Source organism: Romboutsia faecis (assembly GCF_014323405.1).
Lineage (GTDB): Bacteria > Bacillota > Clostridia > Peptostreptococcales > Peptostreptococcaceae > Romboutsia_E > Romboutsia_E faecis.
The window spans coordinates 493,114-508,550 of sequence record NZ_JACRWE010000003.1 but is presented as its reverse complement, the minus strand read 5'-3'; the positions used below and the strand labels follow the sequence as shown (position 1 = coordinate 508,550).

Sequence of the window (15,437 nt, the reverse complement as noted above, 5' to 3'; positions counted from 1 at the left end):
TCTAAATTTATATAAGGTATACCCTTGATATTTATTCATATAAATACGTACATATATATATTATTAATAAAAAATATAATGTTTAATACGAATTTTACTGTCATATAAAAAAGAAATATGGTATAATTTAGAATGATTAAAAGAAATATCATATAATTAGGGAGGAAAAGTATGTTTACAGTTATGGATATAGTTCAACCGACTACAGTTGAAGAAGCATACTCAATATTGACTAAAAGAAAAAATAATCAAGTTATCGGTGGAAGTGCTTGGTTAAGGATGGGAAGTAAAAGAATAGGCACAGCTGTTGAATTATCACAGCTAAACTTAGACTATATAAAAGAAGAGGAAGAATATATAGAAATAGGTGCTATGACTACATTCAGAAGCTTAGAAACTAGTGAAGTTATAGAAAGTAACTTTGGTAGCATAATAAAAGATTCTGTGAAAGACATAATAGGAGTTCAATTTAGAAATGTAGTAACTGTTGGAGGAACTATCTTCTCTAAATTTGGTTTTTCTGATTTAATAGTAGCTCTACTTGCATTAGGTACAGAAGTAGAGTTAGTAAATGCAGGAAGAATAAAACTTTGTGATTTTTTAAATAAAGAATATGAAAAAGATTTACTAACTAAAATTTATATAAAGAAAAACGATGTAAAAGCTACATATAAAAGCTTAAGAAATGCTCAAAGTGATTATGCATTACTTAATGTATCTGTATCAAAATATGATAATAAATTAGAAATTTACGTAGGAGCAAGACCACAAATAGCTACTCTTGCAGTAAAAGCTAGTGAATTTTTATCAAATAATGAACTAAGTGATGAAAATATAGAAAAAGCATCTCAAATAGTTAGTGAAGAATTAGCATTTGGAACTAATATGAGAGCATCTAAGGAATATAGAACCTTAATGAGTAAGGTACTTGTTAAGAGAGCATTAATGGAGGTTAAGTAATGTTAGTAGAATTAAAGATTAATGGTAAAAAACATAAAATTGATATAGAGCCAGATGAATTTTTAGTAGATACACTTAGAAAAGTTGGAAATTTAAGTGTAAAAAGAGGTTGTGATACAGGTTGTTGTGGACTTTGTTCAATATGGATAGATAAAAAGCCAACTTTATCATGTGCTACGTTGACAGTTAGAGCTTTAAATAAAGAAATAACTACAATAGAAGGATTAGAAAAAGAATCTGATGAATTTGCTAGAATATTAATAGCAGAAGGAGCTGAGCAGTGTGGATTCTGTTCACCAGGATTTATAATAACTGTACTTGCTATGAAAAATGAGCTGGAAAATCCAAGCGAAGAAGAAATAAAACATTACTTAACAGGTAACCTATGTAGATGTACAGGATATATGGGGCAATTAAGAGCAATAAAGACTTATATGGGGGTAAAATAATATGAGTTTCGTAGGAAGAAGTATACCGAAAACTGATGGTATGGCAATAGCAACAGGTAAGCCTGTATATACTGATGACTTATCTTCAAAGGACGCATTGATAGTTAAAATATTAAGAAGCCCATATGCAAATGCAATAATAAAAAATATAGATACTTCGAAAGCTATGTTAGTACCTGGAGTAGAGTGCGTACTTACATACAAAGATGTTCCTAATAAAAGATTTACACTAGCTGGACAATCTTATCCAGAACCATCTCCATATGATAGATTAATATTAGAAAATAGAGTAAGATACGTAGGAGATGAAGTTGCTATAGTTGCAGCAGTTGATGAAAAAACAGCAATTAAAGCAATGAAAATGATAAAGGTTGAATATGAAGTATTAGATGCAGTTATAGATTTTGAAACTGCAATAGATAATAAGGTAATAGTTCATGAAGAAGAGATACATACTAACTTTGATATAGGCATGCAAAGAGAAAGAAACATAGTTTCTACTCATAACTATACAAAGGGAGACATAGAAAAAACTTTATCTGAATGTGATATTGTTCTTGAAGAAACTTACTATACTCAAGCGCAAGCACAAGCTATGATGGAAACATATAGAGCTTATAACTATCTAGATCATATGGGACGATTAGTAGTGATTTCTTCTACTCAAATACCTTTTCACGTAAGAAGACATTTAAGTAGAGCATTAAATATACCATCAAGTAAAATAAGAGTTATAAAGCCTAGAATAGGTGGAGGTTTTGGAGGTAAGCAAACTGCTTGCGTTGAAATATTCTCAGCTCTTGTAACATTAAAAACAGGAAAGCCAGCAAAATTAATATACAGTAGAAAAGAAACATTCAATTGTTCTAATAGTAGACATGCTATGAAGATGAAAGTTAGAATGGGTGCTACTAAGGATGGGGTAATAAAAGTTATAGATATAAATGCACTGTCTGATACAGGAGCATACGGAGAACATGCATCAACTACATTTGGATTAGTTGGAGAAAAGAGTATGCCAATATACAATAAATTAGAGGCAGCTAGATTTACAGGTAATGTAGTATATACTAATAAAATGCCAGCAGGTGCATTTAGAGGTTATGGAGCTACTCAAGGGTGTTTTGCTGTTGAATCTACTATAAATAAGTTGGCAGTTAAGTTAAACATAGATCCTGTAGAATTAAGACTTAAAAATATTGTAAAAGAAGGAGAAACTACTTTTGCATATGATAAATCTATAAATAGTGCTAACTTAGAAGAATGTATAAAAAAAGGTAAAGAAATGATAAAGTGGGATGAAAAATATCCATCAAAAGACCTTGGAAACGGAAAAGTAAGAAGTATTGGTATGGCTCTTACTATGCAAGGATCTGGAATAGCCAATATAGATACATCTTCAGTTGAAATAAGATTAAATGATGATGGAAACTATACATTATTCGTTGGTTCTACAGATATGGGGACAGGTAGCGATACAATACTTGCTCAAATGGCATGTGATATACTTGAAACTACTATGGATAAAATAACTGTTGTATCAGCTGATACCGATATAGTTCCTTATGATCCAGGTTCTTATGCATCAAGTACAACATATGTAACTGGAATGGCCGTAGTCAAGGCTTGTCAACAATTAAGAGAAAAGATAATAGAAGTTGGAGCAGATAGACTTCAAGTAGCTAAAGAACTTGCTGAGTTTGATGGCAAGAAAGTATTCTGTGATGATAAATCTATATCTATATTTGATTTAGCAGTAGACTTTACTGTCGGTCCAAATAAAGTTCAATTAAATGGATTTGCATCTCATGGAAGCCCAGTTTCTCCACCACCTTATATAGCTGGTTTTGTTGAAACTGAAATAGATAAAGAAACTGGTAAGCTTGAAATTATAGATTATGTTGCAGTAGTAGACTGTGGCACAGTAATAAATAGAGGTCTTGCTACTATACAAACAGAAGGTGGTATAGTTCAAGGGATGGGACTTGCTTTATTTGAAGAAGTTAGATACCTTGAGAACGGTCAAATGGACAGTAATTCATTTATGCAGTATAAAATACCTGCTAGGAGTGATATTGGCAGAGTGAGAGTTGATTTTGTTGAGACTTATGAGCCAACTGGACCATTTGGTGCTAAGAGTATAGGTGAGGTTGTTATAAATACTCCTGCTCCTGCTATCCAAGATGCTATATATAATGGTGTTGGGGTTAGGATAAATAGTCTTCCTATGACACCTGAAAAAATATTTATGGAAATGAATAAATAGATAGATTTGATAATGATTTAAAAAATATTAATAATATAAAAAGGTATTTAGGTTAAACTAAATACCTTTTTATATTATTAATATAGATATTTACCTGTGAATGGTAAAAGTCAGTCTAATGTATATTCTAAATACTTATTAGTACTTTTAGCTATAATTATCTTAAAAGTTTTTAAATTACAGAACTCATTCATAACTTGTTTACATATGATATAACTGCTATGGCTGTGAATTTTTTATGACCTTCAAGTATTGACTTAAAAAATCCGCCTTTTCCACACAGTTTATTAGTGTATACGCTGCACTTACGTTGAAATTTGAATATAGTGTATAGCAAAACTCTTGAGCTATATTATTATAAGTAAGCTTTCAAATTAAAGTTAAGGACAAATGTCCAAAAGTATAAAAATATAAAAGTACAAAAGATTGAATAAGGTGAATTTATAAATTAAAATTCTTTTTATATCTAGAAGGGGTTATCCCCATATATTTTTTAAAAAGTCTTGCAAAATAGCTAGTGTCATTTAACCCAACGCTCTCAGCAACATTTTGAATTTGCATATCTGTTTCTCTAATTAGTTTAGAAGCTTCATCAATTCTAGTTTTATTAATAAATTCAATAGCAGAAATTCCCATTTCTTTTTTAAATAGACAATACAAATAATTTGATGTTATACCGAAATGATTAGATATACCGGAAACAGTTAATTCACTAGAGTAATTATAATTAATATAAGCAATTATTTTTCTTAGTAAAGGATTAATATAATTTAAACTATATTTGGTTACTAGATTACAATAATCTTTGATCATTTTTAAGGCCATATTTTTATTTAAATTTTTATTAGAGGATATAATTAAATTATATCTTCTAAAAACTGAATCTAAGTATGTGGGATGAACTCCACTTGATTCTACTGATTTTTTTAGCATAGAATTAAGCATAAAAAAACCGCTACTACTATAAAAATAACTGTCTAATTTAAAATTAACTTCTGCATCTAAAATTAAGTTTTTAAAGGTAATACATGCACTAGAAAAATTACCCGCGGATACATAATTTAAAAATTCATTTTCCATTTTATACTGATTTTCTATCGAGCTAAATGATATATTATCTAAATTTATATTAAAATCGAAGTTATTTTCTGATAAATTATTTTTTTGTATAAAGATAAATGGAAATGGTCCATTAGTATTAAAATATTTTTCTAGAAATAAATTAATTAAAGAAATTAGTTTAAGGTTTTCAACGATAGGAACTGTATTATAATACTTAACTATCTCTTCTACCAAAGAATAATCAAAATTTAATAAAGAAGTTACTTCTAAAATCTCATCTTTTGAGACAACTTTATTAATGAATGGGCCTATTACCAGATTCTTATTAAAATTTTCATCTAAACAAATTATCATAAAATATGTACTAAAAGGTCCTTCGATAAAATAAGAAACCTTTTTAACGCATATATTTGTATATTTATTTGCAAATTTTTTCAAATTAACATTTGAAATTAATTTGAAAAAAGGATTGTTTTTAAGCACTCTAACAATTTCTTCTTCACCTGAAGTCATATATATTGATATACCTAAAGATATTGATATACTTTGTGCCCAAAAACTAATATCGTTATCTGTCATATAATATCACATCCTTAAAAAATATTCATTATTTGTACGATTATATCATTATTTGTTATATAAGTAAATGTTTTCAGTCTGTTATAATTAGTTCAAGAAAGTTAAAAAAATGACTTTTTAAAATAGAAATATTTAGGGAGAGTAAAAATGACTAAATACAAGGTTGATTTAAAAGCAAAGCCATATAATCTTGATGATGAATCAATAGAGTGGGTAAAAGATACTATAGCAAATATGACTATAGAAGAAAAAATAGGGCAACTATTCGTAAACATGGGAGCAAGCCGTGAAGAAGAATATCTGAAAAGTATGTTAGATAATTATCATATAGGAGCTGTTCGTTATAATCCAGCTAAAGCTTCAGAAGTATATGATCAAAATAAAATATTACAAGAAAATAGTAAGATACCTCTATTAATAGCTGCTAATACTGAACAAGGTGGTAATGGAGCTTGTACAGATGGTACATATGTAGGACACCAAGTTAAAATAGGTGCTACAAATGATCCAAAGTATGCATATGAATTAGGGCGTATTTCAGGAATTGAAGCATCTGCTATAGGATGTAACTGGAGTTTTGCACCAATAGTTGATATAAATAGAAACTGGAGAAATCCTATAATATCAAATCGTTGCTATTCATCAGATGCAGATAAAGTATTAGAATTCTCATTAGAATACATGAGAGGAATAATGGAGCATGGTATCATGCCAGCTGCAAAGCATTTCCCAGGAGACGGTGTAGATGAAAGAGATCAACATTTATCATATGCTCCGAACTGGTATTCAGTAGAGGAGTGGGATAATTCATTTGGAAAGGTTTACGGAGGATTAATAGATGCAGGTCTTCCATCAATAATGGCAGGGCATATAGCATTACCAGAATATGTACGTCACTTTAATCCCGATGCAACTTCAGAAGAATTAACTATGCCAGCTACATTAAGTAAGTACATATTAGTTGACTTATTAAGAGATAAATTAAACTTCAATGGGGTAGTAGTAACTGATGCTTCTCACATGGTTGCTATGACTTCAGCAATGAAGCGTAGTGAGATGTTACCTACTGCAATTGCAGCAGGTTCTGATTTATTCTTATTCTTTAACGATCCAGATGAAGACTTTGAGTGGATGATGGAAGGATATAAAAAAGGAATAATAACAGATGAAAGATTAGAAGAAGCTTTAACTAGGATATTAGGTCTAAAAGCTAAGCTTGGACTTCATAATAAGGCTAAGAATGAAATATTACCTCCAAAAGAAGAAGCTATGGCTAAAATCGGATTAGAAGAAAATAAAATACCTGCTGTAGAAATAGCTGATAAAGCTATAACTTTAGTTAAAAATAAAGAAGATATATTCCCAATATCTTTAGAAAAACATAAGCGTATATTACTTGTACAACCTAAAGGACATGAAGGTGGATTCGCTAAACTTATGTCTATGATGGGTGGTAACCGTAAAAGTATGATAGAAGTGTTTAAAGAATTATTAGAAGCTGAAGGGTTCTCTGTTGAAATATATGAATCTCCAATGGATAAGATTATGAAATTACCACCAGAAGAGATGATAAAAGCTGCTATGAATGTATATGCAAGTAAGCGTCCTATATCAACTCTAACTGATAACTATGATTTAATAATAAACTTAGCTAAAGTTGGAGGAAATACAGATCAACGTATACAATGGCCAGTAAGTAAGGGAACTCCAGATATACCATTCTATGTACATGAGGTACCAACTATATTTGTTTCAGTTCAATGTCCATTCCATTTAGCTGATGTACCTCAAGTAAAGACTTACATAAATGCTTATGATGATAATGACTTTACACTAAAAGCTTTAGTTGATAAAATGGTAGGAAAATCAGAATTTAAAGGTATAGATCCAGTAAATTCATTCTGTGAATTAGCTGATACTAGACGTTAATTATAGTATATAGAATTAAATAGAATAATATTAGTGATAATTCAAAGTAAGATGCCTATCTAAAATAATTTTTATTATTTTGGGTAGGCATCTCTTTTCATTATTAGATACGTTTACTAAAATTATTATTTATTTTAATAATGATAAAGTTAAGAATTTATATTAATTAGCTTAGAGTAAAATAGTGATAAATAAAGAAACAGTTTCATAAGATATTATAAAAAGTAAATTTCGAGGTGAAGTATGAGAATATATAAAAGGCAACAAAATTCATATAAATATACTATAGCTAATACTAATCTAAGGGAAGAAAAATCAACTTCTTCAAATGTTATAATGGTAATACCTGAAGGAGGGAAGGTTCAGGTTATTGATGCTGAAGAAGATTGGTATGAAGTAATGTATAATGGTCAGCAGGGATATGTATATAGCGATTACTTATCAAAAACGAAATATACATGGACAGATGTTACTTTAAGATCTTATCCATCTGCGGAGTCTAATCCAGTAACAGTAATTTCTCCAAAATCTATAGTACAAGTGTTAGCTGTAAATGGAGACTGGAGTCATGTTATGTATGATAATCAAGAAGGATATATATTTAGTTATTTTCTTTCTGATGATGGAAACCCACCAGAAGGATATGATTTTGAATATTTTTATACAGATATGACAAGATTTGTAAATGATAATCAAATTAAAAGTCCGACTTTAAACTTAATTACAACAGATTTAGAAAATAAACTTACTTATATATTTGAAAAAAATAATGATGGTTTATGGAAATTACTATATAAATGGTCATGTACAGTAGGAAAGCCAAGCACACCAACAATTAAGGGAACTTTTTATGTGAATGGAAGAAAGCCTTACTTTGGCTCTGATACTTATAGGGTAAAATATGCTACTAGAATTAGAGGTAGCTACTACTATCATTCGATTTTATTTAATGCATCTGGAACAGAGATAATTGATGACAGACTTGGAATGGCTTTAAGTCATGGGTGTATTCGATTAGCTGTAGAAAATGCTCAATGGATTTATGATAATATATTAGATAAAACTACAATAATAATAAATTAGCATCTGTAAAATCGTGGGTAACTCTAGACTTATTTGGTTGAGATCTTATTTCATCAATGGCTAAGCATCAAAAAGACTAGGTGAAGCTCAAGTACAATTTAGTAAAATATCTAAATTTATTAGATAATTTTATAAAATTAGATAAAGAAGATTATACAAGAAAGTAGAATACCGTGTACTTTTAATAAATATAAATATTAAAAAATACTAATAAAAATAAAAAAATCGGAGTAAAAATATTACATTTAATTAAAATATAGGTATGTAAAGAAGTAATTATAAAATAATGTTTGGATATTATGCTAATTATAAAATGAAAATTTAAATAATGATTCGACAAAAAGAAACAATAAATTAAAATATATAATAATAATTCATATTTTATTATATTAAAGATATTGACAATTAAAGAAAATAATAGTATGATTTTTAAAGAAAAAAATATTGATACTTTAATTTAGTCCAGAGAGGCTATGAAGAGATTTACATATTTTAATATAAAATTGTGTAAGTATCCTTTTATCCTCTACAGATAGAAGGATTTTTTTATAGGTAAAAAATATATAAAATATGTAAGCATAGGAGTGTCAGTAAAGATATTTTGCTAAAGACAACGGAGGAATGACAATGAAATTAAAAAAGATGGCAGCGATAGCTATGACAGCTATATTATCAACATCGTTATTAGTAGGATGTTCAAGTAATTCTGAGGAAGATGGTAAAATAAAAATAGCAATGATAACAGATGTTGCTGGTGTAAATGACCAATCTTTCAACCAAAGTGCATGGGAAGGATTACAAAGAGCTGAAAAAGAGCTTGGAGTTGAAGTTAGATACTTAGAATCTAATCAAGATGCAGATTATATGCAAAATGTAGAGACATTAGTAGATCAAGATACTGATTTAATAATAGGAGTAGGTCAGAAATTAGCTCCAACAATAGAAGAAGCAGCTAAATCATACCCAGACCAAAAATTTGCGTTAGTTGATGAAACTTATGAAGAAATACCATCAAATGTAAAGTCAATACAATTTAATGCAGAACAATCAGGATACTTAGTAGGATTAATAGCTGGTAAAATGACAAAAACAGATAATGTTGGATTTATAGGCGGAATGCAAATTGGAGTTATAGATACTTTTAAATATGGATTCATGGCAGGAGTAAAGGCTGCTAATCCAGATGCAGAAATACAAGCTCAATATGCAAACTCATTTACAGACCAAGCTAAAGGTAAGGCTATAGCTACACAAATGTATAAGAATAATGCAGATATAGTATTTATATGTGGTGGAGATGTTGGAACTGGTGCTATAGAAGCAGCTAAAGAACTTGGAAAATATGCTATAGGTGTAGATAGAGACCAAAGTGACTTAGCTCCAGAAAATGTATTAACTTCAGCAATAAAAAGAGTTGATGTAGGTGTATATGAAGCTGTAAAGGCTTTATCAGAAGGAAACTTTGATGGTGGAACTACTACAGTATACGGATTAAATGAAGATGCAGTAGGTATACCAGATACTACTTCGAACTTAGTATCACAAGAAATATTAGATTATGTTAATGAGCAAATGGAAAAATTCAAAAGTGGTGAATTAACTGCTCCAAAAACAGAAGAAGAATATAATGCACTTGTAAAATAGATTTAAAAAATATATAAATAAGATTAAATAATACTTTTAAAGCACTTTGATAAAATCAAAGTGCTTTTTTATTAAAAAAATTAAATAAAAAATAAAGAATATTGTAAAAAATTCAGAAAATTGATAAAATATATAAAAGACTTTATATGGGGGGATTTAAAACGTGGTTTCAAAGGATAGATTAAAAGATATATTCATAAATATGGTGAAGGTAGATAGCCCACCTGAAAAAGAATATGAAATGGCAAAATGGCTAGTATCATATTTAAAAGAAAGAGATATAGATGTAAAAATTGATAAAGCTGGAGAAAAATTTGGTGGAAATAGCGGAAATGTAATTGCTTATATAAAAGGAAGTCTAGATTTAGAGCCGATTTGCTTACAAGCACATATGGATCAAGTTCATCCTTGTTTAGGTGTGAATCCAATAGTAGATGGTAATATTATAAAATCTGATGGAACTACTACACTAGGTGCAGATGACAAAGCTGGAATAGCTTCTATATTAGAAGCATTAGAGTACGTAATGGAAACTAACACTCCTCATAGGGATATATACTTAATGTTTAGTGTGTGTGAAGAAATAGGTATGTATGGGTGTAAAAACTTAGATTGTGATGATTTACCTGTAAAAAATGTAGTGATAATAGATTCAGTCGGGAAACCAGGTACAATTGCTTATAAAGCACCGTCAAAAGAACATATAGATATTACATTCTATGGGAAAAAAGCGCATGCAGGCATAGAACCTGAAAAAGGAATAAATGCAATTGTAGTTGCAAGCAACGCAATATCAAATATGAATATAGGAAGAATTGATAGTGAAACAACTTCTAATATTGGAGAAATAAAAGGGGGTGGAGCTACTAATATAGTAACTGATAGTGTAAGTTTTAGTGTTGAGATAAGAGCCCATTCAATGGATAAGTTGGAAGAAGAAATAGAAAAAATGAGGATTTGTTGTGAAGAAGCAGCTAAAAAATTCAACACTACATATAAATTTAAAAATAAAAACTCGTATCCATCCTTTGAACTTTTAAAAGAAAGTTATATTTATAAGTTAACAGAGAAAAGTATGAAATTATCAGGAATTATTCCGAATCCAATGGTGATAGGTGGAGGAAGTGATGCTAATATACTTGCTGAAAAAGGATATGATTGTGCAATTATTAGTATGGGGGTATATAATCCACACGCATTAAATGAATACTTAAATTTAGACGAGTTATATATAACAACAAATGCAATAGTAAATATGATGACATTAGACATTTAATAATTAAGGGGAGAAAAGTTATGGAGAACACAAGAGTAGAGAAAGTAAGCTTTTTTGATAGAATGCTAAATGGGATAGAAAGGGTTGGTAATAAATTACCAGATCCAGTTACAATATTTTTAGGTTTATGTGTAGTTATAATGATATTGTCTGCAGTTGTAGCATCTAATGGTGTGTCAGTAGTTCATCCAGGAACAGGAGAAACTATAAAAGTAGTGAACCTTATGACAGTAGAGCAAATTCAAATTTTACTAGGAAGTATAGTTAGTAATTTCCAAGGATTTGCACCATTAGGACTTGTACTTGTTACTATGATAGGGGCAGGTGTATGTGATAAAACAGGACTTATGACATCAACAATAAAAGCGTCTGTAAGCAAGATACCAAAATCAAGAGTAACAGTAGTAGTTATGACTATAGGTATGTTAGCTAATCTAGCATCAGATGCAGGGACTATCTTATTTCCTCCACTTGCAGCATTAGTTTATTTAGGAGTAGGTAGACATCCACTTATAGGGTTATTTTCAGGATATGCATCAGTTTGCTTAGGGTTTGCAGCAAATATAATGATAAGTGTAAATGATATATTAGCAGCAAGTTTTACAGTACCGGCAGCTCAAATGTTAGATGCAAACTTTGAAGCTAATGCAACAATGAACTTAATATTTATGATAGCTTCAACATTTATATTAATAGCTCTTGCTACGTGGGTAACTGAAAAAATAATAGCACCTAGATTTGGTAAATACGAAGGTGAAGTTCAAATAGATGTAGATGGAAGCCTTACAGATAAAGAGAAAAAAGGTCTTAAATCTGCTGGGATAGCAATCCTTATATATATAGTAATAATAGTGGCGTTAAGTACAATTGGTGAAAGGCCATTCTTAGCAGATCCAGAGACTGGGGATTTATTATCAAAAAACGCTCCCTTAATGTCAGGGATGGTTCCGATAATAGCTTTAGCGTTTTTTATACCTGGAGTTGTATATGGTAAAGTAACAGGAAAGATAAAAAGGGATAAAGATGTTGTAGGGTTAATGGCCGACTCTATGAGAGATATGGGAGGATATATAATACTTGCATTTGCAGCGTCACAATTTCTACAATTATTTACTAATAGTAATTTAGGTATAATATTAGCAGTTAAAGGTGGAGAATTTTTAGAAAGTGCAGGAATAAAAGGTCCATTATTACTAATAGGATTTATATTACTGTCTTGTTTTATAAATTTATTTATAGGAAGTGCATCTGCTAAGTGGGCAATACTTGCACCAATATTTGTACCTATGTTTATGATAGTAGGATATAACCCAGCACTTACTCAAATGGCTTATCGTATAGGAGACTGTATAACTAATCCTTTAAGTCCATTATTCCCATACTTACCAATAATATTAGCATTTACTAAAAAGTATGATGAAGAAGCTGGAATAGGAACTATAATAGCAAATATGATTCCATTCTCAGTAGCATTTTTAATAGTATGGACCATATTCTTAATAGTGTTTATGATATTTAACTTGCCATTAGGACCAGGAATATATCCTTCTTACAGCTTATAATATAGTAATCAAAATATAAATTTAAAAATAAGAAGGCATGGGTTGAAATAATCTCATGCCTTTAAATTAATAATAATTAAAATGGGGGGAATTGAATAATGTTATTAATAAAAAATGGGAAAATACTAACTATGGTAGAAGAAGCTATTGAAAATGGATGTATTTTAATAAATAAAGGTAAGATTATAGAAGTAGATAAAGATATAAAAGAAACTAATGAAATGAAAGTAATAGATGTAAATGGAGCATGGGTTATGCCGGGTCTTATAGATGCACATTGTCATGTAGGATTATCTCTTGGAGGTGTAGGTTGGGAAGGAGATGATGTAAATGAACGTATCAATTCAGTAACTCCATATGCAAGAGGGATTGACAGTGTAAATATCTTAGATAAAGGATTTGAAGATGCCATTGAAGGTGGGGTAACGTCATTAATGACAGGTCCAGGAAGTGCAAATGTATGTGGTGGGCAATCTGTATTTATGAAGACTAAAGGGAAATCATTAGATGATATGATAGTAAAAAATCCAGCGGCAATGAAGGTGGCATTTGGAGAAAATACTAAAAATGTATATTCTCAAAGAACTACATCACCTTCAACAAGAATGGGTACAGCATCTATATTAAGAGAGACTTTATTTGAGGCTAATAAGTATAAAGTTAGAAAAGATAGAGCATTAAAAAATAATGAAAATTTTGAAATAGATTTTAAAAAAGAACCATGGATAGACGTTTTAGATAAAAGAATACCCTTAAAAGCTCATGCACATAGGGCTGATGATATATTAACAGCTATTAGAATAGCTAAAGAATTTGATTTGAATATGACATTGGACCATTGCACAGAAGGGCATTTAATCGCAGAACATGTTAAAGATAGTGAATTCGATATAATTTTAGGTCCAAGTCTTGGAAGTGTAACAAAGCCAGAAGTACAAAATAAAACTTTTGCTACAGCAGGAATATTAAATAAAGCTGGATGTAGGGTTGCAATAATGACAGATCATCCAGTAGTACCTATACAATATCTTGCTTTATCGGCAGGGCTAGCTGCTAAAGCGGGCCTTGGAATAGAAGAGGGGTTAAAAGCAATTACAATAAATCCTGCTAAAATATGTAATGTAGATGATAGAGTAGGTAGTTTAGAAGTTGGAAAAGATGCAGATATAGCAATATTCTCTGGAAATCCAATGGAAACTTTTACAGAAACTTTATATACAATTATAGATGGAAATATTGTTTATACAAAAGATGAATTAAAGTAATAGATTATAGAATGAGTTATCTTAGATGCTAATAAGATAACTTTTTTATATACAAAATGAATATAGGCTATATATTTGATAAAATAGATTTCAGATACATATATAAATAAAATATGTTGACACTAATAATATTGTAATATATAATTATTTTACAAATTAATTTAATTCAATTAAATTTATAAAAATTGATAATTAAAGAGGTTCATATGGATAAATACAATAAATTAAAATTAGATAATCAATTATGTTTTTCATTATATGCTTTATCAAGGGAGGTAATAAAATTATATAAGCCACTACTTGATAAGTATAATTTGACATATACACAATATATAGCTATGTTAGTAATGTGGGAAAAAGAAAAAATTATTTTTAAAGAATTAGGAAAAAGATTACACCTTGATTCTGGAACTCTTACCCCAGTTGTTAAAAAATTAGAGTCGATGGAATTAGTAAGTAAATATAGAAATAAAGAAGATGATAGAGTAGTCACTGTAGAACTTACAGAAAAAGGTAGATTATTAAAAGAAGATATAATAGAAGTACCAGAAAATATGCATTCAATATGTTTAGAGGATGGAGTAGATTTGAATTCTTTAAAATCTCAATTAGATACTCTATTAAAAATGTTTAATTAATAATGCGAAAATATATTTACTATGGAGTTAAATTCATATACGAGTTTAACTCTAAAATACAACATAATTGGTTGGATTAAATTAAATTTATATAAATTAGAATAGGAGAAGGTGCTAAATGAAATTTTATGATTTTCAAGCAAGAAAGATGAATGGGCAAGAAATTAGTATGCATGAATATGAAGGAAAAGTTGTACTAGTAGTAAATACTGCTAGTAAATGTGGACTAACACCTCAATTTAAAGAGTTACAAGAAATATATGAAGAATATAAATCTAATGGTTTTGAAATATTAGGGTTTCCTTGCAATCAGTTTGCAAAACAAGATTCAGGAAGTAATGAAGAAATACATGAGTTTTGCCAATTAAACTATGGAGTAAGTTTTAATATGTTTGAAAAAATAAATGTAAATGGAAAGGATGCTCATCCACTTTATAAGTATTTAAAAAATGAAGCTAAAGGTTTACTAAGTAAAGAAATAAAATGGAATTTTACTAAATTCTTAATAGATACAAATGGAAATGTAATTAAAAGATATGCACCTACAGTATCACCACTTAAAATAAAAAATGATATTGAAGAATTATTAAATAAAATTATTTATATTTAAAATCTGTATTATATACAATCAAAAAAGAAATTTATCAATAAAATATTAACTTAATAATTTAAGGCTATGTTTTAAATCAGTGTTGAAAATGATACAATAAGAGTAAATGCACAA

At 29.3% G+C, this 15,437-nt stretch carries 12 protein-coding genes; 11 read left to right on the top strand and 1 reads right to left on the bottom strand.

Annotated elements, in window-relative coordinates; translation table 11 throughout:
• The first annotated feature begins 171 nt into the window (after window positions 1–171).
• From H8923_RS08935 to H8923_RS08925, 3 genes are read left to right on the top strand one after another with little or no spacing between them, the layout of a single operon-like run.
• Window positions 172–960: an FAD binding domain-containing protein gene (locus tag H8923_RS08935; protein ID WP_153971650.1), complete on the top strand. Its 789-nt coding sequence runs from the start codon at window positions 172–174 to the stop codon at window positions 958–960.
• On the top strand, window positions 960–1,409 hold the full coding sequence (locus tag H8923_RS08930) for a (2Fe-2S)-binding protein (RefSeq protein ID WP_153971651.1): 450 nt from the start codon (window positions 960–962) through the stop codon (window positions 1,407–1,409). Before H8923_RS08935 ends, H8923_RS08930 begins: the two co-directional genes overlap by 1 nt.
• Before the next feature lies 1 nt (window position 1,410).
• Complete coding sequence (locus tag H8923_RS08925; protein WP_153971652.1) at window positions 1,411–3,675, top strand: xanthine dehydrogenase family protein molybdopterin-binding subunit; 2,265 nt, start codon at window positions 1,411–1,413, stop codon at window positions 3,673–3,675.
• 441 nt (window positions 3,676–4,116) lie between these two features.
• Here H8923_RS08925 and H8923_RS08920 read toward each other — a convergent pair whose 3' ends face one another.
• Complete coding sequence (locus H8923_RS08920; RefSeq protein WP_153971653.1) at window positions 4,117–5,316, bottom strand: AraC family transcriptional regulator; 1,200 nt, start codon at window positions 5,314–5,316, stop codon at window positions 4,117–4,119.
• A 147-nt stretch (window positions 5,317–5,463) separates the two neighbouring features.
• Here H8923_RS08920 and H8923_RS08915 point away from each other — a divergent pair, with 147 nt between their 5' ends.
• From H8923_RS08915 to H8923_RS08880, 8 genes are all read left to right on the top strand, one after another.
• Window positions 5,464–7,245, top strand: a complete 1,782-nt coding sequence (locus H8923_RS08915; RefSeq protein WP_153971654.1) for a glycoside hydrolase family 3 protein — start codon at window positions 5,464–5,466, stop codon at window positions 7,243–7,245.
• Window positions 7,246–7,488: 243 nt separating this feature from the next.
• Complete coding sequence (locus H8923_RS08910) at window positions 7,489–8,328, top strand: L,D-transpeptidase family protein (protein ID WP_153971655.1); 840 nt, start codon at window positions 7,489–7,491, stop codon at window positions 8,326–8,328.
• Between the two features lie 627 nt (window positions 8,329–8,955).
• Entirely contained in the window at window positions 8,956–9,972 is a 1,017-nt protein-coding gene (locus H8923_RS08905; RefSeq protein WP_153971656.1) for a BMP family lipoprotein, read from the top strand.
• 163 nt (window positions 9,973–10,135) lie between these two features.
• The gene (locus H8923_RS08900) at window positions 10,136–11,248 is read left to right on the top strand and encodes a M20/M25/M40 family metallo-hydrolase (RefSeq protein ID WP_187127889.1); all 1,113 of its coding nucleotides are present in this window, start codon (window positions 10,136–10,138) and stop codon (window positions 11,246–11,248) included.
• Window positions 11,249–11,268: 20 nt separating this feature from the next.
• Window positions 11,269–12,810: an AbgT family transporter gene (locus tag H8923_RS08895; RefSeq protein WP_153971657.1), complete on the top strand. Its 1,542-nt coding sequence runs from the start codon at window positions 11,269–11,271 to the stop codon at window positions 12,808–12,810.
• A 98-nt stretch (window positions 12,811–12,908) separates the two neighbouring features.
• Window positions 12,909–14,075: an amidohydrolase gene (locus H8923_RS08890; protein WP_153971658.1), complete on the top strand. Its 1,167-nt coding sequence runs from the start codon at window positions 12,909–12,911 to the stop codon at window positions 14,073–14,075.
• Between the two features lie 206 nt (window positions 14,076–14,281).
• Window positions 14,282–14,713 carry a MarR family winged helix-turn-helix transcriptional regulator gene (locus H8923_RS08885; RefSeq protein WP_153971659.1) on the top strand — a complete coding sequence of 144 codons (432 nt, stop codon included), beginning with the start codon at window positions 14,282–14,284 and terminating at the stop codon, window positions 14,711–14,713.
• Window positions 14,714–14,831: 118 nt separating this feature from the next.
• Complete coding sequence (locus tag H8923_RS08880; protein WP_153971660.1) at window positions 14,832–15,323, top strand: glutathione peroxidase; 492 nt, start codon at window positions 14,832–14,834, stop codon at window positions 15,321–15,323.
• Window positions 15,324–15,437: the final 114 nt, after the last annotated feature.

Excerpts from the sequence above, each read along its gene's own strand:
- H8923_RS08935 (WP_153971650.1), top strand. The coding sequence starts at position 172 with ATGTTTACAGTTATGGATATAGTTCAACCGACTACAGTTGAAGAAGCA.
- H8923_RS08930 (WP_153971651.1), top strand. The coding sequence starts at position 960 with ATGTTAGTAGAATTAAAGATTAATGGTAAAAAACATAAAATTGATATA.
- H8923_RS08925 (WP_153971652.1), top strand. The coding sequence starts at position 1,411 with ATGAGTTTCGTAGGAAGAAGTATACCGAAAACTGATGGTATGGCAATA.
- H8923_RS08920 (WP_153971653.1), bottom strand. The coding sequence starts at position 5,316 with ATGACAGATAACGATATTAGTTTTTGGGCACAAAGTATATCAATATCT.
- H8923_RS08915 (WP_153971654.1), top strand. The coding sequence starts at position 5,464 with ATGACTAAATACAAGGTTGATTTAAAAGCAAAGCCATATAATCTTGAT.
- H8923_RS08910 (WP_153971655.1), top strand. The coding sequence starts at position 7,489 with ATGAGAATATATAAAAGGCAACAAAATTCATATAAATATACTATAGCT.
- H8923_RS08905 (WP_153971656.1), top strand. The coding sequence starts at position 8,956 with ATGAAATTAAAAAAGATGGCAGCGATAGCTATGACAGCTATATTATCA.
- H8923_RS08895 (WP_153971657.1), top strand. The coding sequence starts at position 11,269 with ATGGAGAACACAAGAGTAGAGAAAGTAAGCTTTTTTGATAGAATGCTA.
- H8923_RS08890 (WP_153971658.1), top strand. The coding sequence starts at position 12,909 with ATGTTATTAATAAAAAATGGGAAAATACTAACTATGGTAGAAGAAGCT.
- H8923_RS08885 (WP_153971659.1), top strand. The coding sequence starts at position 14,282 with ATGGATAAATACAATAAATTAAAATTAGATAATCAATTATGTTTTTCA.
- H8923_RS08880 (WP_153971660.1), top strand. The coding sequence starts at position 14,832 with ATGAAATTTTATGATTTTCAAGCAAGAAAGATGAATGGGCAAGAAATT.